Genomic DNA, 23,383 nt, shown 5'->3' with positions numbered 1-23,383 from the left:
AAAGCATCCCAACTCCTCTATCTCCAACAAAGGGGAGATTGCAAAGTCAATAATTGACTATACAATATCCAAGATGACCCATCGTAAAATAAAGAAAATCTTTCCCAACAGGATAAAAAGCTTGCGCAAGCTGCTGTTACAGAATATTCACCAGCATGTCGCCTGATATTAAAATTCATTACTTATAGCAAGAGCGCTAAACACAATTCCAGTACACCTTCTTACGATATTGAGCGAGTGAGGAGCACACATGAAATATCTTTCTTTACGGAAAAAACTCTTATTCCTTTTCTTTATTGCCTTGAGTACAGCCCTGTGCATCATCGCGACAAGTCTCTTTTTTTCATCTCAGCTCACCAAGACACAGGTCAAGACAGCGACGTCTCTGATGCTCTCTGGCGAAAAAGAAAAAATAAAGGTGGCAACAGACCTCATGGCCACCACACTTTCACAGTCTCTTGCCAATACAGAGAATCTGGAACAAAAGCAGCAGCTCCTGCAACGCGGCATTCAAAACGCATTTTTTGAAAAAGATTCTTCTGGCTACTTTTACGTCTACCAGGGCACGGTCAACGTTGCCCATCCCGTCAATCCCTCTCTGATTGGCAGAGATCTCAGGAATACCAAAAGCAGTGATGGTATTTTCTCGGTTCAGGAACTCAACAGAGTAGCTCATTCCGGTGGCGGATTTATCACCTTCACATGGAACAAACCCGGAAGCAGCTCCCCTGTTGAAAAGCTTGGCTATGCCACCATGATACCGGGAACAAATTACTGGATTGGCTCTGGTGTTTATCTTGATGACATTGCGCAAAAGAAGCAGCAAATTCAGGATACCGCAGAAGCCCATAGTCAGCGAAGCTTTCTCTTTCAGACGCTTGTCGCTCTCGGTCTTCTTGCCTGCCTTCTTCTCCCCATGATTTTGTTCATCTCCAAAAGCATTCTGGGTCCCATTCAGAAAACACAACGTGCCGCACAGAAAATAGCTGCTGGCGACTTTGACATCCATTTGGAAACAGCACGAAATGATGAAGTCGGAGAGCTTCAAAACGCCCTCGCATCCATGGCTCATTCACTCCAAAGCACCATGCAGGAGCTTGCAGACAAAGAACACGAAGCCGCCATTCAGGCAGAAGAAGCCCGCAGTGCAAAAGATGATGCCGAAGAAGCGACTCAGCAGGCAAAGCACAAAGCCAACACGCTTCAGCTCGCAGCTCACAAGCTTGCTGCTATCATCGACGCAGTCAGCGCCGCTTCTGACGGCATCATGGTTCAGGTTGAGCAGTCCAGCAGAGGTGCTCACGAGCAGGCGCTTCGCGTTGATGACACCGCCGCGTCCATGGAAGAAATGAATGCAACCGTTCTCGAAGTTGCCCGGAATGCCACAGAAACAGCAAGTGCAGCGCAAACCAGCAAGCAGATCGCCGAAGAAGGCGCAAGCTTTGTCCAGCAGGTCGTAGAGGAAATTGACCAGGTTGCTGAGCAGTCTATGGTCCTTATGGGCAACATGAAAAAACTCGGGAAAGATACTGAAAGCATCGGTGAAATCCTCAACGTCATCAGTGACATCGCCGACCAGACAAACCTCCTTGCTCTCAACGCGGCAATTGAAGCAGCCCGCGCCGGTGAAGCAGGAAGAGGCTTCGCCGTCGTTGCCGACGAAGTTCGAAAGCTTGCAGAAAAAACCATGGCCGCAACCCGTGACGTCGCAAGCGCAATTCAGTCTATTCAGGAAGACACCCGGAAGCATGTCGCCGACACCGTGCAATCAACAGAAAAATTCGCCCACGTGAAGGAACAGGCAAGCATCTCAGGTCAATCGCTTGAAAAAATCGTGACCTATGTCAGCTCGGCAAACAATCAGGTCCAGTCCATCGCCGCAGCAGCAGAACAGCAGTCCGCCGCAAGTGAAGAAATTAGCCGTAGCATCTCTGATATTAACCAAATATCAAAGGAAACCTTCCAGGCTATGGACTCCTCAAAGAATGAGGTCCTCAAGCTCAAGGAACAGGTCGCGACCTTACACGACCTCATCGAGCACATGAACGCCTAAGCAAGAGCGCCAAGGTGGTGATTGGGCGCTGTTTTATTGGGGCGCTGCCCCAAACCCTGCAAGGGCTTTTTTGGGGGGTGGGTGGGTTACGAGACTCTGTCTCGTGCTCTGCAAGGGGCGCCGCCCCTTGACCCCGCCCAAGGACGAGGCCCTTGGGAATCCCGCTTTCGCCCGAAAAAAAGGGGCCGGATGTGTGAAAGCCGTTGGCTTTCCCTTACATCCGGCCCCTTTTTTTCGGCCTAATTAACTGGGCGTGTGTTCTTTTTCTTCACGCTCCATTCCTTTTTTTCTGAACGCGAGCGTTCAGAAAAAAAATGGTGGCGAACGCACGGGAAAGAGAAAGACTCTCTTTTCGTTTTCTCACCCAAGTTTAAAAGCCGTTCAAGCGAAGCTTGCACGGCTTTTAAACTCGCTGAGGATACGTAAGGGAATCATTCCCTTACGCGGGGGGTTGGGGGCTGGCCCCCAATCTCTTCACTCACTACTCTACAGTAACACTTTTAGCGAGATTGCGAGGCTGGTCAACGTCCTTGCCGAGGTAGTCGGCAACTTCGTAGGCAAAGAGCTGTAAGCAGCTCAAGGCCATAAAGGAATCAAGGGGTCCCCATAACTCAGGGATAATCCACGGGTCAGTGACGTTCAGGTCAAGACCTGGATGCGTGAGGGCAATAATGCGCCCGCCGCGAGCCTGTACTTCCTCAAGATTAGATTTCACTTTGAGGAAAAGCTCGTCATGTAACGCGAGGGCAAACGTGGGGAATTCAGGGTCAATCAAGGCAATGGGACCATGCTTCATCTCGCCGCTGGCGTACCCTTCGGCGTGAATATAGCTAATCTCTTTAAGCTTGAGTGCTCCTTCAAGAGCGAGAGGGAACTGAAAACCACGCCCCAGATACATAAAGCTGTGAGACGCAGAATAGAGACGGGAAAGCTCTGTTGCACGGGTGCGCAAACGGGGCAATTCTGTCTCCAAAACCGTGGGAAGCGCGAGAATATTCTTCACGGCATTGTCGCGAACGTCATCAGGAAGAGTTTTTTTCTGACGCCCCCAGTGCATTGCCAAAAGATAGAGAAGAACAAGCTGGCTGCACATCGCCTTGGTGGAGGCGACGGAAATCTCAGGACCAGCCTGCGTGTAGAGAACATGGTCAGCTTCACGGGCAACGGAAGAGCCAACGACATTGCACAGGCCAATAATCGTTGCGCCAAATTCCTTGGCTCGGCGCATCCCGGCAAGCGTGTCTGCTGTTTCACCAGACTGGCTAATGCTCAAGACCACGTCGTCCTCATCAAGAATCAAATCCCGATACCGAAACTCAGAGGCAATCTCGACACTAACGGGAATCCGTGCCCAGGATTCAATAAGATATTTCCCCCACATTCCGGCATGGTAGGACGTACCACAAGCCAAAATATGGAGACGCTTGGGAGCAGCAAGGGATTCCAGCTCAGGAAGCTGGACACTCATGTCCTGCATGTTGATGCGACCGGCAAGACAATCTGTAATAACCTTAGGCTGCTCAAAAATTTCCTTGAGCATAAAATGCTTGTAACCACCCTTCTGGGCAGCCTGCACATCCCAGTTGATGTGATCGATAGTCTTTTCAACTGGCTCAAGTGTTTTCACATCCATAACGCGCCAGCTGGAGGGGGTCAGTTCCACCAGTTCGTCATCATCAAGAAAAATGACTTCGCGAGTGTAGGGCAAAAAGGCGGGAATGTCGGATGCGACAAAATTCTCGCCAACACCTTTGCCAAAAACCATTGGGCTGGCGTGGCGGGCGGCGTACAGACGCTCAGGGTCTGTGCAGTCCAAAACGACAATGGCATACGCGCCTTCAACTCTTCCCAAAGCCCATGAAATCGCTTCGGGCAGACTGCGATCTGCTTTCATGCCCTCAGAAATGAGGTTCACGAGGACTTCACTGTCTGTGTCAGAATTAAAGTGATAGCCGCGCTCCTTGAGCCATTCGCGCTGCTCTTCAAAATTTTCAATGATGCCGTTGTGGATCATGGCAAGGCGGCCGGAGTTGTCCACATGGGGATGCGCGTTGCGCTCCACAGGAACGCCGTGAGTTGCCCAGCGGGTGTGACCAATGCCGGTAGTGGCCAAATGATGGCTCACGCCTGCGACCTTTTCCTCAAGGGAGGCGAGCTTGCCTTCGGCCCGCAAGACAGACATTTCCCCATTCTGAACGTATGCAACACCAGCCGAATCATAACCTCGGTATTCAAGGCGGCGAAGCCCCTCAACCAGAACGGGTACAGCAGGCCGATGCCCTGTATATCCAATAATTCCACACATGTTGTTTCTTCCGTTGTTCGAGGTGCAGGAAAAGGCGGAACCCGCCTTCCAGAATCTGAATTGGGGCACCGGTTCTGGTGCCCACGCAAAGAGCTTAGGAGTGTTTTACCCGACCCCAGAAAAATGGCCAGTCTTCCAAAAGCTTACGAAGGGCCTTGCCTCTGTGGCTCCGGGCATTCTTTTCATCACGGCTCAGGCAGGCAGAATGCTTGCCTGAAATGCTGTCCACGAAAAGCGGGTCATAGCCAAACCCGTTGTCACCTTCGGGCTGCTCGGCAATGTGACCTTCCCAGGAGCCGTCGGCACACAGCTCCTGCCCGTCTGGGGCATACGCAAGCATGACACAGCGAAAACGGGCGGTCCGCTTTTCATAGGGCACACCCTGAAGCTTTTCGAGCAGCAAGGCGTTGTTCTTTTCGTCTGTAGGATTGGGGGCGCTAAAGCGGGCAGAAAAAACTCCCGGAGCGCCATCAAGGGCGTCGACCTCAAGGCCGGAGTCATCAGCAATAGCGACAAGTCCTGTCGCCTTGGCAACTTCCGAAGCCTTGATTCTGGCGTTGGCCTCAAAGGTCACACCGGTCTCTTCGATTTCACCGATTTCCGGAAAGTCATCCAGTCCCAAAACATTCAGCTGAAAATTCTGGAGCATCTCGGAAAATTCTCTGATTTTCCCTTTATTGCGTGTGGCAAGAACAACTGCGTTCAACGTGATCTCCTCAAGCTCTTCTCTAGTGCAAACCGCACCGAATAGTGGCAAAACAAGAATTTTCTCTTACTCTGCGAGGCCTTCGCCGTCCAGCTTTGACACTCAGGACGAAACCGCAGGGCGAAGCTGCACAGAAATGTGGGTTCCAGACCCCAGCTCGCTTTCGAGTTTAAGCGCTCCACCAAGGTTGTCGACGATTTTTTTGGTCATGGCCAAACCAAGGCCAGACCCTTTGTTCTTGGTGCTAAAAAAAGGATTAAATACATCTTCGAGCTTGTCGTGGGGAATGCCGGGACCAGTATCCTCAACATGAAGCATCACGTAGCCCCCAACGGACTCCGTTCGCAAAACAAGCTCACCGTGCCCAAGCTCTTCCATAGCTTCCAGAGAATTCTTCATCATATTGATGATACACTGCTTCAAAAGCTCTGACACACCCTGCACAGGATCAAGATGATCCTGGAGTACAGAACTCACACAAACCCCAAACTGCTCGCAGCTTGGTCCCATCAGCGCAATGCTCTGCTCTACCACAGAATTGAGATCCACGGATTCCAGTCGCCCTTCTGTTGGCTGGGCAAAGTTAAGCAAGCTCTTCAAAATATTCTCCAGCCGCCGCGCCTCGGCCAAAATAATCTGGACCTTTTCACGCTCCTGCGCACTCAGATTTTGCGAACGGCTCAGGGCATTGGCAAAGCCACCAATGGCAAAAAGCGGATTCCTGATTTCATGGGCAATGTATGTGGACAGTTCGCCAATGGCAGCCATTTTCTGTGACTGCTGCAACTGCTGCTCAACCAGCACCTGCCCGGTTATGTCTTTTCGGGAAATCAAAACGGCTCCCCCAGAGACAACCGCGTCCTGCAAAGGATACGCACGCACCCGAATATATTTTACCTTGCCGTCAGAAGATTCCTGCAAGTGCACACCCTCGGTGCGCTCCTGTGACTTTTTGGTTTCTTCAAAAGGACAGGTCCCATCCTCAACGCTACACAGGGTTTCGAGGCCAAGTTGCCGAAAATCTTGCCCAAGCACAGAGTCCCGCTGAACGCCCAGCGTTTTTTGTGCGTGGCGGTTCAGGTCCAGAAGCCGCCCCTTGATATCCAGCATCAGGACATCGGAATCAACTTCGTCCAGCAGGTCAAAACCAAGCCCCTGACGAGAAAATTCTGAGTGTTCTGTTTTTTTCTTGTTTTTCATAGCCTTTTCTCCAAACCGGAAAACAAAAAACACCTTTAGACCTGTCTATATCGTATTTTCTGCATGAGTGCAGCTTGTCACCCACTCTTAAGTAGGTTAGTCAGGCGTAGCACAAGGCGCACGCCGCTTTGCGCGCATCCCACCCAAGAGGTTTTCATGACTCCCGTAAACGTCTTCTCCATAAGCCTCGGCTGCCCCAAAAACAGGGTTGATACCGAGCGCATGCTTGCCGGATTTGATTCCGGTTTTTCCCCGGTTGAAAGTCCCGAACAGGCCGATGTCGTTCTTATCAATACCTGTGGTTTCATTGCTCCCGCTGTGCAGGAGTCCATTGATACCATCATGGACATGGTCGACGATCTGGCAGAACTGGACCCAAAACCCGTGCTTGTTGTTGCAGGCTGTCTGGTAAGCCGCTACCGCGACGAGCTGACCCGCGAGATTCCTGAAGTTGACCTCTGGCTCAAAACCCTTGAGACAGACGATTTCCCCGCCCGCATTGCCGAAGTCCTCAAACGCCCCGCGTACGAACCCCAGCCTTTTGAACGTGCCATTTCCACTGGCCCAAGTTACGCCTACCTCAAGATTAGCGAAGGCTGTAACCACCGCTGCTCGTTCTGTACCATTCCCGGCTTTCGTGGCCCGCTGAACAGCCGCCCGCTCGACGTCATCGAGCAGGAAGCACGCGAAATCGTCGCCGCTGGCATTCCAGAAATCACACTGGTCGCCCAGGACCTCACAGCATACGGCGCTGACCGTGGCGAAAAGAACGGCCTTATTTCCGTTTTTGACCGCCTGCTGAACATCGACGGTCTCAAGTGGCTGCGCCCCATGTATCTGTATCCGGGTGGGCTGACTGAGCCTGTTCTGGAGTTCATGTCCAAGGCAGGCCGCCCGCTTCTGCCCTATTTTGACATTCCGCTCCAGCACGCCAATCAGGAAATACTGCAAAGCATGGGCCGCCCCTTTGCCCGCGATCCTCGCATTGTTCTCGAGCGTGTCCGCCACTTCTTCCCAGACGCAGCACTGCGCACATCCATCATCGTCGGCTATCCCGGCGAGACAGATGCCCAGTTCCGCGAACTGGTGAACTTTGTCCGCGAAGCCCGCTTCCTGCACCTCGGTGTTTTCGGCTTCTGTGACGAAGACGGCACCCGTGCCCACGACCTGCCCAACAAGATTCCGGCAGAACTGATTGAAGAGCGTCGTGCAGAGCTGATGGCTGTGCAGAGCGAAATCAGCGCCGAGCTTTTGGCTCAGTTTGATGGTACAGATCAGGAAGTGCTTGTGGACCGGGCGCACGAAGAATGGGAAACCCTGCACGTTGGCCGCTGCTGGTTCCAGGCACCAGAAGTTGACGGCGTCACATATATTTCCGGACCAGGTGTCCAGCCGGGCGCCCTTGTTCCGGCAACGGTTGAGGAGTGCCAGACCTACGATCTCATCGCTCTGGCATAAGACACACTTTTTTTAACGCTGCTCTTCACTACAAATACGCGTGCTTTCCATATCCTCTTGAGAAGAGACTACTGCGGTACCTACTGCATTTTCCTGGATAAAGCACTGCAACAGCTCGTGGACATTCATGCAGTTTTGCAATGAAAACGGGCAAGAGTAGACGAAAGAACAGCAATTTACTACAAAGATAAAACCGCAAACGAGAGGACAGAGAGCACCGGGTAAAACTTTGCAGAGATACTGCGTCAGCCATTGCGCTGAACCAGTTTTACCTTGCAAGTCGCTCTCTAGTCTGATACGTAGCGCGGATTATTGTTGTTGGAGGTAACACATGGTAGCAACGACCGAAGATATGGAAAACAATCAGTTCCCCGGAGAACTCAGCTTCGAGGAGGCACTCGCAGAGTACCTTCCCGGACTGGACGACGCCGAACTCGGGGAAGGCAGCATCGTTTCCGGTGAAGTTGTCAAGATCGGCGAGGACAACGTCCTCGTAGACGTCAACTTCAAGTCCGAAGGACAGATTTCTGCTTCCGAATTTGTGGATGCAGACGGAAACATGACCGTCTCCGTTGGTGACAAGGTAGACGTCTACGTGGTTCGCAAGAACGAATCCGAAGGCACTATCCTTCTCTCCCGCGAAAAGGCCAAACGCATGCAGCTCTTCGATTCCATCGAAGAGATTCAGGAAAAAGGCGAAACCATCAAGGGCCGCATTATCCGCCGCATCAAGGGTGGTTACACTGTCGACCTCGGTGGAATCGAAGCATTCCTGCCCGGTTCTCACGTTGACCTTCGTCCTGTCCCGGACATGGACGCTCTGGTGGATCAGGAATTTGAATTCCGCATCCTCAAGATCAACCGCCGCCGCTCAAACGTCATCGTTTCTCGCCGCGTTCTGCTCGAAGAAGAGCGTGAAACCAAACGCGCTGAGCTTCTTGGTACCCTCGCAGAGGACCAGGTTGTTAAGGGCAAGGTCAAAAACATCACTGAATACGGTGTGTTCGTTGACCTCGGCGGTCTCGACGGTCTGCTGCATATCACCGATATGTCCTGGCGCCGCATCAAGCATCCCAAGGAAATGGTCTCCCTGGGCGACGAGCTTGAACTGAAAGTTCTCCACTTCGACCAGGAAAACCAGAAGGTTTCCCTCGGTATGAAGCAGCTCGTTCCCGATCCGTGGGAAAGCATTGATACCAAGTACCCCGTTGGTCAGCGTTTCTCTGGACGCATCACCAACCTGGTCGACTACGGTGCTTTTGTTGAGCTCGAAGAAGGCGTTGAAGGTCTCGTGCACATCTCCGAGATGTCCTGGACCCGCAAGCTCCGCCACCCCTCTCAGATGGTTCACACCGGCGACGAAGTCGACGTGGTCATCCTGGGTGTCGATCCCGACAAGAAGCGCATTTCCCTCGGTATGAAGCAGGTCAATCCCAATCCTTGGGATCTGGTTGCTGAAAAATACCCTGAGGGCACCATCCTCGAAGGTACCATCAAGAACATCACTGAATTCGGTATGTTCATCGGTATCGAGGACGGCATCGACGGCCTCATTCACGTGTCCGACATCTCTTGGACCAAGAAGATCCGTCACCCCAATGAACTTTACAAAGTCGGCGACACTGTCCAGGCCAAGGTTCTGACCGTGGACAAAGAAGCTGAGAAGTTCACCCTGGGCATCAAGCAGCTCTCCGAAGACCCGTGGCTTACGGTTCCCGCAAGCTACCCCATCGGCACTGTTGTCGAGGGCGTTGTGACCAACATCACCGACTTCGGCCTCTTCGTTGAGGTTGAGGAAGGCATTGAAGGCCTGGTCCACGTCTCCGAAATCAGCCGTAAAAAGGTCAAGTCTCCTTCCGAGATGTTCGAAGAAGGTGCTACTATCCAGGCTAAAGTCATTCACGTTTCCGCCGACGAGCGCCGCCTTGGTCTTTCCATCAAGCAGCTCAAGACGGAAGAAGACCGCAGACCTGCCAAGGAATTCCGAGCTTCCACCTCCGGTGAAAGCGCTAGCACCAACCTTGGTGACCTGCTGAGGGCTGAATTTGAGGATGCAGAAAAGAACTAACTTTTCGCAAAGACATCCTTTCATATTCGGCTTTATGCTGATTATTCTGGCCGTAGCCCTATTCTCTGGGGCTGCGGCCTTTTTTCATAGCACAAAGCTCAGTGATCGGCTGTCGTCCTCCGACGATCAGATCGGTATCGTTCGCGTCGAAGGTGTGATTATGGACTCGGAGTCACTCGTCGAATGGATTCGTGACCTCCGCAATGAACCAAGCGTCAAAGGCGTCCTCATCCGCGTGAACTCCCCCGGCGGGGCCGTTACCCCTTCGCAGGAAATCTCACGCGCCGTCGCCAGACTCGCCAAACAAAAACCCGTCGTCGTCTCCATGAGCTCCGCAGCAGCTTCCGGTGGCTATTACATCTCCGCCCCCGCGACCTGCATCTTTGCCAACCCGTCGACCATCACCGGCTCCATCGGCGTCATTATGGAACTGACCAACGTCGCTGACCTGATGGAAAAAATCGGCGTTAAACGGCAAAGCCTCACCAGCGGTAAACTCAAAGGCGCTGGCACTCCCTTTCGAAAAATGACTCGCGATGAACGTGAGTATCTCCAGAGTATCGTCGACGACATGCATGACCAGTTCGTCCGCGCTGTCGCCAAAGGTCGCCACATGGACCTGAAAGAAGTCCGCGCTATCGCTGACGGCCGCGTCTTTACCGGACGCCAGGCCCGCACCGTCGGACTCGTCGACAAACTCGGCGGTATGGAAGACGCCGCAGCAGAACTCAAATCACTCTGCGGTCTCTCCGGCTCTATCCCCACCGTCGAACAACCAGAAAAAAAACGCCCCTTTATCGAGCGCATTATGAGCAATATCCACATTACACTCGATGCAACTGGCTTACCTCAAGGTTTGCTTGTACGATAAGAAGAGGGAAGGGAAAGAACCGGGGCCAGCCCCGGACCCCGCGCAAGGGAATGATTCCCTTACGTATCCTCAGCGAGTTTGAATTCGTTTCACGCTTCGCGTGAATCGAATTCAAACTTGATGAAAATAGCGCCAGAGCCTCTTTCTCTTCTGCAAATACGTGTGGTCATGAAAAAGCAGCAGAACACGCGCTCGGGAAACGCCATTAGCTGGAATATAAGGCTGATGGAGAGGAGAGCTTTGCTCTCATCCCACTCAGCCTTATATTCCAGCGAGAGCGGGATTCCCAAGGGCCTCGTCCTTGGGCGGGATCAAGGGGCAGCGCCCCTTGCAGAGGTACGGGGACAGAGTCCCTGCCCACCCGGCGCACCTTGCAGAGCACGAGACAGCGTCTCGTACCCCACAGCATAAGGAGCAACAGCGTATGCCAAAAGAATTTCACTTCGCGCTATCCGACAATGAAAAAGCAGTGCTCCACGACCTCGCCCGCCGGGTCATCTCAGAACGCGCGCAAGGCCACAACATTGGCTCCCCCGGTGCAGCACCCACCAAGCTCCTCAGCGAGCAGCTCGGCGCCTTTGTAACCCTCAAGAAAGAGGGGCGTCTCCGCGGCTGCATCGGCCGCATCATCAGCGACATGCCCATCTGGCAGACTATCTTTGACATGGCGCAGGAAGCCGCCTTTCACGACCCTCGTTTCCCCGCCGTCGCCGACCATGAAGTCTCACAACTCAACATCGAAATTTCCGTGCTTAGCCCCCTCACCCCCTGCCCCGATCCGCAGCTTATCGAAGTCGGCACACACGGCCTCTTTATCACCAAAGCACACTCCCGTGGACTCCTCCTCCCGCAGGTCCCCGTCGAACAAAACTGGAACAGAGAACAGTTCCTCGACCACACCTGCATTAAAGCAGGCCTCGCTCCCGGCTCTTGGAAAGACCCCGCTACTCAACTCTTTTGGTTCCAGGCTGAAGTTTTTTGAGGAGGCACTTTCGGGGGATGTTTTATTGGGGCGCTGCCCCAAACCCCGCAAGGGGCGCCGCCCCTTGACCCCGCCCAAGGACGAGGCCCTTGGGAATCCCGCTTTCGCCCAAAATTAAGGGGCCGGATGTGTGAAAGCCGTTGGCTTTCCCTTACATCCGGCCCTTAATTTTGGCCTAGTGGGCGTTTCCCGATTGCATGTTCTTTTGCCTTTTTCTGCCGCACTTATTTTCTTTCTGAACGCAAGCGTTCAGAAAGAAAATGGTGGCAACGCACGGGAAAGAGAAAGAGCCTCTTTGCGCCTTCTCACCCAAGTTTAAAAGCCGTGCAAGCGAAGCTTGCACGGCTTTTAAACTCGATGAGGATACGTAAGGGAATCATTCCCTTACGCGGGGGTTTGGGGGCTGGCCCCCAATACTCTACACTACTTGTCTCCACGTCCCGCTTTCTTGGCAATCCACTGAACCTGCCGACAGAGTCCCATCAACATGTTGAATTCGGAGCGCCGAAAGGGAGCGCGCTGTAAAAAGCGCCGCACGGGGAGCATCCAGTAGTCAGTGTTCTCATCCTTGAGGAAATCGATAGAACGCAGCGTGTCCTTGAGAGAGGAAAACAAAATCTCCATCTCCTTGTGATGAACAAGGTTGGCCTCAGAGGGAGCCTGCGGCTCGACGCTGTCGACCTCCATCGCGTTCTTGAAACATTCATAAAGGACAACGAGAACAGCCTGCGAAAGATTGAGGGAGCTGGCTTCTGGCGAGGTTGGGATGGTGAGCAACTGCCCACAAATCTCAGTCTCGGCATTGGTGAGTCCCCGGTCCTCAGGACCGAAGACAACAGCAACGGAACTGCCACCGCGCATGTGATTGCACATACCCTCTGCGGCCTTCGAAGGGGAAAGAAGCCCCTTGCGCCAGCCACCAGTGCGGGCAGTAGTGCCATAAACATGCTCAAAGCCTGCGAGAGCAGAAGGCAGGTCCTCGTAGACCTGCATGTTCTTCAAAATGTCCTGTCCCTTGGGGGTCGCCAACGCTGCGGCTCGCTCCGGGTTCCAGTTCCGGGGACGAACAACGGTCAAATTGGGGCAGCCCATGTTCGCACATGCGCGAGCGGCACTGCCCACATTCTCCGGAAATTTTGGGTGAAACAGAACAACGGTCAAATTCTCAAGCATGGTTTTTCCTGAGATTAGACATTGAAGAGGAAATGCATGACATCGCCGTCTTTGACAATGTAGTCCTTGCCTTCAACGCGAAGCACGCCCTTGGAGCGACAGGCAGACTCACTGCCATTCTCGACGTAGTCGTTGTATGCGATGACCTCAGCGCGAATGAAACCGCGCTCAAAGTCAGTGTGAATCACACCAGCAGCCTGAGGAGCGGTGTCGCCATCGTGAATAGTCCAGGCACGGACTTCCTGCACGCCAGCGGTGAAGTAACAGATCAGGCCGAGGGTGGAGAAACCAGTGCGGATGATGAGATCAAGACCGCTTTCGGTAACGCCGTAAGATTCCAAAAATTCGGTGTACTCTTCGTCCTCAAGACCGATCAGCTCTTCTTCCATGCGAGCGTTGATCTTAACGACCTGAGAGGACGTTTTTGCAGCAAACTCGCGCACAGCCTGAACGTGCTTGTTGTCCTCAAGAAGACCTTCGTCGTCAACGTTGCAGCAGTAGATCATCCGCTTCACGGTGATGAGATGCAGTTCCTTGTCGATCTCGGCAAAGACGTCAGTGTCGCGCTGGTCAAAGCTGGAAGCGAGGTTCAAACCACCAAGGTGCTCAAGGAGAGCAGCACAGCAGTCGACCTTGGGCTGAAGCTTCTTGTCACCCTTGAGCTGCTTCTTCATGCGCTCAAGACGGTTCTCGACGCTCTGGGCGTCAGCCATAATCAGCTCAGCTTCGATGATCTCAATGTCGCGAATGGGGTCAACGCTGCCATCAACGTGAACAACGTCGTCATTCTCAAAACAGCGGACAACATGAAGAATGGCGTCGCATTCACGAATGTTGCCCAAAAATTTATTACCAAGGCCTTCACCTTTGCTTGCGCCCTTAACCAGACCAGCGATGTCGCAAAAATCAACAGTAGCGTGCACAACGCGGTGAGGGTTGACCAGCTCTTCGAGCTTGTCCAGACGCACGTCAGGAACGGGAACAACGGCCTTGTTCGGTTCGATAGTGCAGAAGGGATAGTTTGCGCTTTCGGCATTCTGTGCCTTGGTAAGCGCATTAAAAAGAGTAGATTTACCAACGTTGGGCAGTCCAACGATTCCGATACTCAGTCCCATGAAAAAATCTCCGATTTTATATTTGCAGCGCTGGCAAGGGAAAAACGGAGAGATTCACCATCCCGCGCCTCACGCAATGCAGGCTTTCAGTATCAGCCCTTTGCCCGGCCCGCAAGTTGTGCGGCCGTGACGAAAAAAACTGTGCCGCTCCAAAGCCAAAGAGGCAGGGGCGACACAGAAAAATACCATATACAGAGTGCTGTGCTACAGCGAAATATTCCGGCGCTGCAAAAGCAGCATGTCTGCAAGACAAAGCCGGGTCATGGCGCGAAGCACAGGGTTTACCCGGGGGATTGCACAGATGTCGTGACGCCCACCAATGCGAATAGTGGTTTCCTCGCCGTCGCGAGTCACAGTCTGCTGCTCCTGCGCAATGGAAGGAATGGGCTTAATGGCAACACGGGCAACAATGCTCTGACCGCTGGAAATACCGCCCAAAATTCCACCTGCGCTGTTGGAGGCAAACCCCTCTGCGGTCATGGGGTCATTGTTCATGCTTCCAAGACTGCGCGCAGCCTCAAAACCAGAGCCAATTTCCACACCTTTGACCGCGCCGACACCCATAAGCGCGTAGGCAAGCCGGGCATCAAGCTTATCAAAAACAGGCTCGCCAAGTCCCGCAGGCACGCCAGTGACAACAATCTCGACAATGCCGCCGAGGGTGTCGCCCTGCGCCATAATTTCTTTGATACGCTCCTCCCAAAGGGGAATCACGTCATCACAGGCCGCAAAATATGGACGTTCCTGCACACCATCAAGATCAGCAAGCTCCGCTTCAATGCCGCCAATCTCACGCGTGTAGGCCATGACGGAAATGCCGTACTGGTCCAAGACAGCCTGAGCAACAGCACCGCCAACCACGCGAGACACAGTCTCACGCCCGGAAGAGCGACCACCGCCGCGATAATCCCGGAAGCCAAACTTGGCGTCATAGCCAAAGTCCGCATGTCCGGGACGAAAAACATTCTGGATTGTGGAGTAATCCCGGGAGCGCTGGTCCTCGTTGGCAATGTGAAAACCAATGGCTGTGCCTGTGGTCTTGCCCTCGAACACACCAGAAAGCAGATGAACCGTATCACTTTCTTTTCTGGCTGTGGACGCAATGCCCTGCCCCGGACGACGCCGGTCCAGCTCCTGCTGAATCTCCTCTTCGGAAATGCTCAGCCCAGCCGGGCAACCATCAATCACGCCGCCAAGTCCTGCGCCGTGTGATTCTCCGTAACTTGTCAGACGAAAAAGCTGTCCAAAAGAATTCCCACTCATGATGCCTCCTTGCACCGCCCCAGTCCTGAATAAACAGAAACCCCATGCTGAAACGGGAAGAGTAATGCCAGCCCTGAATGAGTGTGCAGGGCTGGCCGTCAAATGTCAGACTATGCGTGCACTTCCTCAAAGAAAGTATCACGTTCAACAGGTGTGAAGCCAGCCTGACGAATGTGCTCTTCAAGCTTGGCAACGGTCATGCCAGTCGGAGAGCTTGCGCCAGCAGCATGGCCAACCTTTTCTTCCACGAGAGTCCCGTCAAAGTCATCAGCACCAGCATGGAGCGCCATCTGCGCTGCCTTGATGCCAGAGAATGCCCAGTAGGCCTTGAGGTGATCGATGTTGTCCATAAAGATACGGGCAATAGCAATCATGCGCAGGTAGTCCTGACCATCCGTTCCCTGAGACTCCAGCGGGTTGTTCTTGGGCTGGTACTGGAGCGGAATAAAGACCTTGAAGCCACCAGTGCGGTCCTGCAACTCACGAAGAGCAGCCATGTGCTCCAGACGGTCTTCCCAGGTCTCAATGTGCCCAAAGAGCAGTGTACAGTTCGTGGGGATTCCCATGCCGTGCGCGGTCTCATGAATCTTGAGCCACTCCTCGCCGGAGAGCTTTTCCGGACAGAGCTTTTCGCGCAGCTTGGGCGAGAAGACTTCTGCACCACCGCCGGGAAGAGCATCCAGACCAGCGGCACGCATATCAGTCAAAATTTCCTTGTGCGACTTGCCCATGTGCTGGGCAAGGTGAGCAATCTCAACGGCAGTGAAAGCCTTGATTGCCACATTGGGGCGCTCCTCACGGATGGCAGCAATGAGGTCCATGTAATAGCTGTACGGCAGGTCAGGATTCAAACCACCCACAATGTGGATTTCCCGAATCGGCTCGTGAGCACGGCTACGAATCCGCTCTCGAACGTCATCAATGGAATAGGTGTAGCTGCCGTCAGCTCCGGCGCGCTTGTAGAACGCACAGAAACGGCAGGCGTTGGCACAGACGTTCGTGAAATTCAGGTGCTGGTTGTAGACCCAGAACGCTTTGTTGCCAAAGCGCTTTTCACGAGCTTCCTTGCCCAGTTCACCAAGGGTGTGAATGTCACAGTTTTTGGCAAGCTCAAGAGCGCCTTCGATAGACAAACGCTCTCCGTTCCGAACTTTATCAATATATTTCTGCATTACTGCTGCCTCACGTAAATTTGAGCCGCGGGAATTCCGCGCACGATATTTTTGAGGATACGGTCAGGCCAGCGTGGAGTAAAGCGCGCTCGACCCGGCCTCAAAAAAGCACCCCGCTCAATAGAAAAAGTCCGGGAAAGAGTCAGCGCTCTCCCCCGGACCCGTCATTCTTTTTTCCGGGACGCCAGAATATCCTAGAATCCTTCCTCAAGCGGCGGATTGACCAGTCCGCCAGCCTCTGGGCCAATCAATGCGGCCTCAGAAGGGGCAAGGTGGACATGCCGTCCATCCACAGTCAACCGGCCTTCGGCCAGCCACTTGAGAGCCTGCGGATAAATGCGATGTTCATATTCCAGAATACGGGCGCCAACAGTGTCTTCATCATCACCAGCATTCACCGGAACAGCAGCCTGAACAATCACCGGGCCGCTATCCATGATTTCATCCACAAAGTGCACTGTGCAGCCTGCCAGACGAACGCCATAGCCCGCAGCGTCACGCTGGGCATGGGCACCGGTAAAGCTCGGCAGCAATGCAGGATGAATGTTGATGATCTTCGGGAAGAATTCACGGATGAAGATAGGCGTCAGGATTCTCATAAAGCCTGCCAGCACAATCACATCTGCGCCGTGCGAACGAATCTCCTGAACCATAGCCCGGTCAAAGGCCTCACGAGTTTCAAAGGCTGTGTGGTTAATCACGACAGTCGGCAGGCCATGCTTTTTGGCCCGCTCAATGCCGTAGGCAGTTTCCTTGTTCGAAAGAACAAGCTTGATCTCTGCATCAATTTTTCCAGCTTCAATGGCATCAATGATAGCCTGAAGATTGGAACCAGAACCAGAGACCAGAACAGCCAAAGCCAGAGACATACGCTTCTCCTTCATCCTTCGGAAGAGTTACCGCCGCTAGGCGTTAATAAGAGCCTCAGCCAGACCGGGGATGGTGTAGTCCTCGGGCTGAATGCCTGCGCTAAACCCGTAGCTCTCAAGGGTCTTTGCCGTGATCGGACCGATACAGGCAAGACGCACTTGAGGCATGTACTTTTTCAGGGTTTCCGGCGGCAGAAGCTTAAAGAAATTGTCCACCGTAGATGAGCTGGTAAAAGTCACGAAATCAATCTCGCCAGCCTCAAGGCGGGCTTCCAGTGCTTCGGGACCCTGCTCATTCAGGCCAGTCTCATACACGGGCAGAATGCGAACCTCTGCTCCAGCCTTGCGCAGCTCTTCGGGCAGCACCTCACGGGCAACCTTGGCCCGAGGGATCAGGATGCGGCATCCTTCGCCCACGCCACGCTCAATCAGGCCAGACACAACGTGCTCTGCAACGTATTTGGCAGGCACAAAGTCAGGACGCAGGCCACGGCGTACAAGAGCCTCGGCAGTTGCCGGGCCAATGGCAGCAATTTTGCGGCCACCAAAAATACGGCTGTCTGCACCAGCAGCGTCAACTTCTGCAAAGAAGCGGCGCACGCCGTTCACAGACGTAAAGATCACCCAGTCATAGCTGTCGATCTCAGTCAGAGCCTGACGGATTTCAGAGCAGTCTTCCATGGGGTTGATCTTGATGGTCGGGAACTGATGCACACAGGCACCCTGCTCGCGCAGAGTCTCGGCAAAGCCGCTTGCCTGCTCGCGGGCACGAGTCACAACAACACCCTTGCCCAGCATAGGACGCTTCTCGAACCAGTTCAGGCTCTCGTGCAGGCTACAGACACTACCCACAACGATGATGGACGGCGCCTTGAAGCCACGGCGAGCAGCTTCTTCTGCAACATTCTCAAGGTCAGAAACCATAGATTCCTGTGTGCAGCGTGTGCCCCAGCGGACCAGTGCAACAGGAGTCTTGGGATCGCGGCCATTGCTGATAAGATTCTCAGCAATCATGGGGAGATTCTTCACGCCCATGTAGAAAACCAGCGTGCTTTCACTCTGAGCATAAACAGCCCAGTTGTGACCGCTCTTTTCCTTGGTCGGATCTTCGTGACCAGTGATGAAGCACACAGAAGTGGTGTGCGCACGGTGAGTCACAGGAATGCCAGCATAGGCAGGGGCAGCAACGCCAGCAGTGACGCCGGGCACAACCTCAAAAGTCAGGCCAGCTTCCATCAGCTCTTCGGCTTCTTCACCACCGCGGCCAAAGACATAGGGATCACCACCCTTGAGGCGGGCAATGCTCTTGCCTTCTTTTGCGCGCTGAACAAGCAGTTCATTGATCTTGTCCTGCGGCAGGGTGTGATCGCCACCCTTCTTTCCGACATAAATAATTTCTGCGCCAGGCTTGGCGTAGCTGAGGAATTCGTCGTTGGCGAGGTAATCGTAAACGACGATGTCTGCCGTCTCGAGAATATGCTTACCCTTGACGGTCAAAAGACCGGGATCACCGGGGCCTGCACCAATGAGATATACGTCTGCCATTGTGGCTCCTTTTCCGATTCTTACGACATCCGGGGGGATTCCCCCAGTTCTCTTTTTTCCATAGGGGAGCGGGCGCACATGGCGCGGGATGCACTCCACACAGCTCAAAAGATGGGGCACACGGACTGCGCTCTTTTTTAACGCGCTACATCCGTGCCCAATGAGGGACTTCATACATTGTCCGAGGCCTTCTGTCACTGTAGCAAAAGAGCAGAAATGTGCTCCAGAGACACAGCATTTTGGTCTCACAACTCGCCCCGCATAAAATGAATGAACCGGGCACCTCCCATAGAACAGGAGATGCCCGGATATTTTTTTATGAAAGAAGCGGCGCTTGCCGCAACTTCACTACTCGCTCAGGGCGTCTTTGAGGCGCGTCTGGAGAGATGTCAGCTTTTCGCGCTTCTCCTGAAGCTCGGCAGCCTTTTTGCGCTCGCCTTCAACAACTGCGGCCGGAGCCTTCTCAACAAAGCCCTTGTTGGAGAGCTTGCGCTCAATGCCACCAAGAGTTTTGTCGACCTTGCCGATTTCCTTTTCGAGACGGGCAAGCTCAGTGTCAAAGTCAACAGCGCCGCTCAGCGGCACGTAGACTTCGTGGCCAGCAACAACGTTGGAAGCGGAAGCCTTGGGAGCAACCACATCCTGACCAACGGTCACCGAACCCACGCGAGCAAGGCTCTTGATAAGGTCATCGTGAGCCTCAAAGAAGGCCTTGGCGTCGTCGTCCTTGGTGCGGATAAGCACATCCAGCAGCAGGGACGGCTTAATGTTCAGCTCACCGCGGATATTACGCACGCTCACAATGGCCTCCTGCAGGAGTTCCATGTGCTCGATGATTTCCTTGCTGCGGCATTCGGTACGAGTCTCAGGGAACATCTCGCTTGCGAGGTCCTTGTCTTCGTTGCCGGGCAGGGTTGCGTAAATTTCCTGAGTGATGAACGGCATGATGGGATGCAGCAGGGTCAGCAGCTCGCCCAGAACAGTCTGGAGCACTTTCTGCGTCATCTGCTTCTGCTCGGCGTCGTCGCCGTTCAGGTCGCCCTTAATCATCTCAAGGTACCAGTCGCAGAACTCATGCCAGGTGAAGCCGTACAGAATCTGGGCGGCATCATTGAAGCGGTAATTCTCAAGGGCCGTACGGGTGGCGTCCTTGACCTCTTCGATACGGGCCAGAATCCACTGGTTGGCAACGCCGGTTGCGTGCTTCACGTCTGCTGCCGGGACTTCGTCAGGCAGGTTCATGAGTGCAAAACGGGCTGCGTTCCAGAGCTTGTTGGTAAAGTGGCGGTAGCCTTCGATACGGTCCTCAGCAAGCTTGATGTCACGACCCATTGCTGCAAGAGCAGTCAGGGTCAGACGCAGGCTGTCAGTGCCGTACTTGTCGCACATGATGAGCGGGTCAATAACATTGCCTGTGGACTTGGACATTTTCTTGCCCTCGCCATCACGCACAAGGGCGTGCAGGTACACGTCATGGAACGGAACTTCGTCCATGAAGTGCAGGCCCATCATCATCATACGGGCAACCCAGAAGAACAGAATGTCAAAACCGGTGCTCAGAACGGAAGTCGGGTAGAAGGCTTTCAGTTCTTCGGTCTTGTCCGGCCAACCCATTGTGGAGAACGGCCACAGGGCAGAAGAGAACCAGGTATCCAGAACGTCTTCTTCCTGCTTCAGATTGCTGGAACCGCACTTGGAACAGGTGGTCGGGTCTTCGCGCTCAACGATCAGCTCGCCGCAATCCTGACAGGTCCATGCCGGGATGCGGTGGCCCCACCACAGCTGACGAGAAATACACCAGTCGCGGATGTTGTCGAGCCAGTGGAAGTAGGTCTTCTTCCAGGTCTCAGGGTAAATATTTGTTCTGCCATCGCGAACAGCTTTGGCAGCTTCGGCAGCAAGAGACTCAACAGCAACGAACCACTGGGTGGACACAAAGGGTTCGATGGTGGTCTTACAGCGGTAGCAATGACCAACGCTGTGCTCGTAGTCTTCGATCTTCACAAGGCTGCCGTCTTCTTCCAGAGCCTTGAGGATCTTCTTGCGTGCTTCCACGCAGGTCAGACCTTCGTAATCCGGACCAGCGCTTGCGGCCATCGTGCCATCTTCATTCAGGATATTGATGACGTCCAGCTTGTGCTTGCGGCCAAGCTCCCAGTCATTCATATCATGTGCAGGTGTCACTTTCAGGCAACCAGTACCAAACTCACGATCAACGTACTTGTCGCCGATGATGATAAGCTTACGGCCAAAGAGCGGAAGAATGGCGTGCTTGCCAATCAGGTGATTGAAGCGGTCATCCTCAGGGTGCACAGCAATAGCTGTATCCGCGATCATGGTCTCGGGACGGGTGGTGGCAATGGTCAGGACTTCGTCGCTGCCCTCAACTTTGTAGTTGATGTAGTGCAGTGCGCCCTTCTCGTTTGCGTGTTCCACTTCGTCGTCGGCCAGAGCTGTATTACAGCGGGGGCACCAGTTGACGATGTAATCGCCCTTGTAGATCAGGCCCTCTTTGTACAGGCTCACAAACACTTCACGAACAGCGCGGGACAGGCCCTCGTCCATGGTGAAGCGTTCACGAGTCCAGTCCACAGAGCAGCCAAGGCGGCGAATCTGGTTCAGAATCTTTCCGCCGTACTCTTCTTTCCACTCCCAGACCTGCTCAACGAACTTTTCGCGGCCAAGGTCCTCACGGCGGAGACCTTCGCGACCAAGCTTACGTTCAACAACGTTCTGGGTTGCAATACCTGCATGGTCCGTGCCCGGTACCCAAAGCACCTTTTTGCCAAGCTGGCGCTGGAAACGGCACAGAATATCCTGCAAAGTCAGGTTCAGTGCGTGTCCAATGTGCAGCTGGCCCGTAACGTTCGGCGGGGGAATAACAATAGAATACGGTTCACCCTCAGCATCCATATCGGGGGTGAAAGTCTTGTGCTCTTCCCAGTAGGTGCGCCAGCGGGTTTCAATATCCGCCGGCTCGTAGCCTTTGGGCAGGGTTTTGGTTGCCATGTTCGTATCTCCTCGTCTTCACTTCTTGACGTATTTTCCGTAGTGTCATCGCGTTTCACGAATTATACGCCGCTTGCGTTTTTTCATGTATACTGCAAAAAATTCAATCTTCATAAGCGGTAGATAAACTCACGCTTCGCAGTCATAAAAAAACCGCTATCTACGGCGGAACCACAGCCTAATGAGCATACGCACAATGTCAAGCATCTACATATACTGGGACGAATCTCACCTTTGGGGCCTTTTGGTCTGGAGAGCCCTCCAGACTTGGAAATTCCCCTACAAACTCGTGAGCGGAAACGAAATCGCTGACGGCATTCTTTCCGCGGAACCTCCCGCCCTTCTCATCGTCCCCGGTGGCTGGGCCAGAGCAAAATACGACCATCTTGGCGAACAGGGTGTTTCCGAGGTTCGTCGGTACATTCGCCACGGCGGAAAGTATCTCGGCTTTTGCGGCGGTACTGGTCTCGCCCTGTCCGGCCCTTATGGACTCGGCCTGTGCCCCTGGCGACGCCGCGCGTTTACCGACCGTCTTCAGCATGCGTGCAGCGGTCACATGTACACCCAGATCAACGCCGAGCAACGCGCCAGCATCGTTCCCCCCAATTTTCCAGAAGAACCCCTCCTTCCGGTCTGGTGGCCCGCACGCTTTGAACCTCAGGACTCCGCAGACGTCGAAGTCCTCGCCCATTATCATCACCCCGGTCCCGACTTCTGGGTCGCAGACCTGCCCCTCGAAAGCATCCCCAAGGAGCCTCTCGAGGACCTTGAGAGTCAGTATGGGATTCACATTTGGCCCGAATTCATGAGCGACCAGCCCTGCATCATTCAGGGCAGCTTTGGCCGTGGGCGCTATCTGCTCTCGTATGCGCATCTTGAGACACCCGCCTCTGCCGACGCCAACGCGTGGCTCGTTCACGCCATCCGCGACCTCACAGGGCTGACCCCGCCCGACAACACTCCTTCACTCCTCCCGCCGTGGAAGCTCGACGCCCTTGAGCGCCGCTGGCCCGACGAGGCAGGAGGCGAGGTGCTCGCCGCTGCGAAAAACGCCCTTGAGGATATTATTCAGCTCGGCATGGATCATCTGCTTATCTTCCGCCGGAATTCATGGCTCCTCGGCTGGCGGCGCGGTATCCCCGGCGCCTACATCAACAGTCTCTACTCCATGGCCTGTCAGCTTCAGAACCTCGTCCCAACCCCAGAAGCAGAAGCCTTTTGGAAAGACCACTGCGATGAGTTTCTCGAGAACATGGAACTCTTTCATCACGGACTCTCCGGCTATCTCCTCGCTGAGCGGCTCGCTATGAGTGTCCCCGAATCCTCTGGCGACATCCCCAGCGACAGCCTCAAGGAACAGCGCATCGCCCTCTTCGGGCATCACATGCAGTATGGCGGACTCTTCGCAAGACTCGTTCAGGTCCTCGACTCCCTTTTATGGCTCACCTTAAAGCATTAAGCGTTTGAGTGGGGGTATTTTTAGCGGGGACTCTGTCCCAAGCCCTGCAAGGTTTTTGGGGTGGGTGGGTAACGAGACTCCGTCTCGTGCTCTGCAAGGGGCGCTGCCCCTTGACCCCGCCCAAGGACGAGGCCC

General features: G+C 54.0%; 16 protein-coding genes. 6 read left to right on the top strand and 10 right to left on the bottom strand.

Annotation, left to right across the window (positions count from 1 at the left end):
• Window positions 1-250 precede the first annotated feature (250 nt).
• Window positions 251-2,053: a methyl-accepting chemotaxis protein gene (locus tag B5D23_RS11660; protein ID WP_078685623.1), complete on the top strand. Its 1,803-nt coding sequence runs from the start codon at window positions 251-253 to the stop codon at window positions 2,051-2,053.
• A 481-nt stretch (window positions 2,054-2,534) separates the two neighbouring features.
• Here the strand turns inward: B5D23_RS11660 and glmS are convergent, their stop codons facing one another.
• From glmS to B5D23_RS11645, 3 genes are all read right to left on the bottom strand, one after another.
• Window positions 2,535-4,358, bottom strand: coding sequence for a glutamine--fructose-6-phosphate transaminase (isomerizing) (glmS, locus tag B5D23_RS11655; protein ID WP_078685622.1), 1,824 nt, complete (start codon window positions 4,356-4,358; stop codon window positions 2,535-2,537).
• Between the two features lie 94 nt (window positions 4,359-4,452).
• A complete protein-coding gene (locus B5D23_RS11650; protein WP_078685711.1) occupies window positions 4,453-5,070 on the bottom strand; it encodes an XTP/dITP diphosphatase in 618 nt (205 codons plus the stop codon).
• Window positions 5,071-5,166: 96 nt separating this feature from the next.
• Window positions 5,167-6,264: a two-component system sensor histidine kinase NtrB gene (locus B5D23_RS11645; protein WP_078685621.1), complete on the bottom strand. Its 1,098-nt coding sequence runs from the start codon at window positions 6,262-6,264 to the stop codon at window positions 5,167-5,169.
• Between the two features lie 156 nt (window positions 6,265-6,420).
• Between B5D23_RS11645 and rimO the strand changes: the two genes are divergently transcribed.
• From rimO to amrA, 4 genes are all read left to right on the top strand, one after another.
• On the top strand, window positions 6,421-7,722 hold the full coding sequence (rimO, locus tag B5D23_RS11640) for a 30S ribosomal protein S12 methylthiotransferase RimO (RefSeq protein ID WP_078685620.1): 1,302 nt from the start codon (window positions 6,421-6,423) through the stop codon (window positions 7,720-7,722).
• A 331-nt stretch (window positions 7,723-8,053) separates the two neighbouring features.
• Window positions 8,054-9,790: a 30S ribosomal protein S1 gene (locus tag B5D23_RS11635; protein ID WP_078685619.1), complete on the top strand. Its 1,737-nt coding sequence runs from the start codon at window positions 8,054-8,056 to the stop codon at window positions 9,788-9,790.
• A 34-nt stretch (window positions 9,791-9,824) separates the two neighbouring features.
• The gene (sppA, locus tag B5D23_RS11630) at window positions 9,825-10,661 is read left to right on the top strand and encodes a signal peptide peptidase SppA (protein WP_233813097.1); all 837 of its coding nucleotides are present in this window, start codon (window positions 9,825-9,827) and stop codon (window positions 10,659-10,661) included.
• Window positions 10,662-11,085: 424 nt separating this feature from the next.
• The gene (gene amrA / locus B5D23_RS11620; RefSeq protein WP_078685616.1) at window positions 11,086-11,643 is read left to right on the top strand and encodes an AmmeMemoRadiSam system protein A; all 558 of its coding nucleotides are present in this window, start codon (window positions 11,086-11,088) and stop codon (window positions 11,641-11,643) included.
• Window positions 11,644-12,066: 423 nt separating this feature from the next.
• Here amrA and B5D23_RS11610 read toward each other — a convergent pair whose 3' ends face one another.
• The 7 genes from B5D23_RS11610 to B5D23_RS11580 form a co-directional block, all read right to left on the bottom strand.
• Window positions 12,067-12,816: an RNA methyltransferase gene (locus tag B5D23_RS11610; RefSeq protein WP_078685614.1), complete on the bottom strand. Its 750-nt coding sequence runs from the start codon at window positions 12,814-12,816 to the stop codon at window positions 12,067-12,069.
• Between the two features lie 14 nt (window positions 12,817-12,830).
• A complete protein-coding gene (gene ychF, locus B5D23_RS11605; RefSeq protein WP_078685613.1) occupies window positions 12,831-13,931 on the bottom strand; it encodes a redox-regulated ATPase YchF in 1,101 nt (366 codons plus the stop codon).
• 204 nt (window positions 13,932-14,135) lie between these two features.
• A complete protein-coding gene (gene aroC / locus B5D23_RS11600) occupies window positions 14,136-15,194 on the bottom strand; it encodes a chorismate synthase (protein WP_078685612.1) in 1,059 nt (352 codons plus the stop codon).
• Window positions 15,195-15,304: 110 nt separating this feature from the next.
• On the bottom strand, window positions 15,305-16,366 hold the full coding sequence (gene mqnE, locus B5D23_RS11595; RefSeq protein WP_078685611.1) for an aminofutalosine synthase MqnE: 1,062 nt from the start codon (window positions 16,364-16,366) through the stop codon (window positions 15,305-15,307).
• Between the two features lie 194 nt (window positions 16,367-16,560).
• On the bottom strand, window positions 16,561-17,235 hold the full coding sequence (gene purN, locus B5D23_RS11590; RefSeq protein WP_078685610.1) for a phosphoribosylglycinamide formyltransferase: 675 nt from the start codon (window positions 17,233-17,235) through the stop codon (window positions 16,561-16,563).
• 36 nt (window positions 17,236-17,271) lie between these two features.
• Window positions 17,272-18,780: a uroporphyrinogen-III C-methyltransferase gene (cobA, locus tag B5D23_RS11585; RefSeq protein WP_078685609.1), complete on the bottom strand. Its 1,509-nt coding sequence runs from the start codon at window positions 18,778-18,780 to the stop codon at window positions 17,272-17,274.
• A gap of 348 nt (window positions 18,781-19,128) precedes the next feature.
• On the bottom strand, window positions 19,129-21,789 hold the full coding sequence (locus tag B5D23_RS11580; protein WP_078685608.1) for a valine--tRNA ligase: 2,661 nt from the start codon (window positions 21,787-21,789) through the stop codon (window positions 19,129-19,131).
• A gap of 196 nt (window positions 21,790-21,985) precedes the next feature.
• On the opposite strand from B5D23_RS11580, the gene B5D23_RS11575 reads away from it, so the two are divergent.
• Window positions 21,986-23,248, top strand: a complete 1,263-nt coding sequence (locus tag B5D23_RS11575) for a BPL-N domain-containing protein (protein WP_078685710.1) — start codon at window positions 21,986-21,988, stop codon at window positions 23,246-23,248.
• Window positions 23,249-23,383 lie beyond the last annotated feature (135 nt).

This window comes from Desulfobaculum bizertense DSM 18034, assembly GCF_900167065.1.
Lineage (GTDB): Bacteria > Desulfobacterota > Desulfovibrionia > Desulfovibrionales > Desulfovibrionaceae > Desulfobaculum > Desulfobaculum bizertense.
This window is presented reverse-complemented; position numbering and strand designations above follow the sequence as displayed.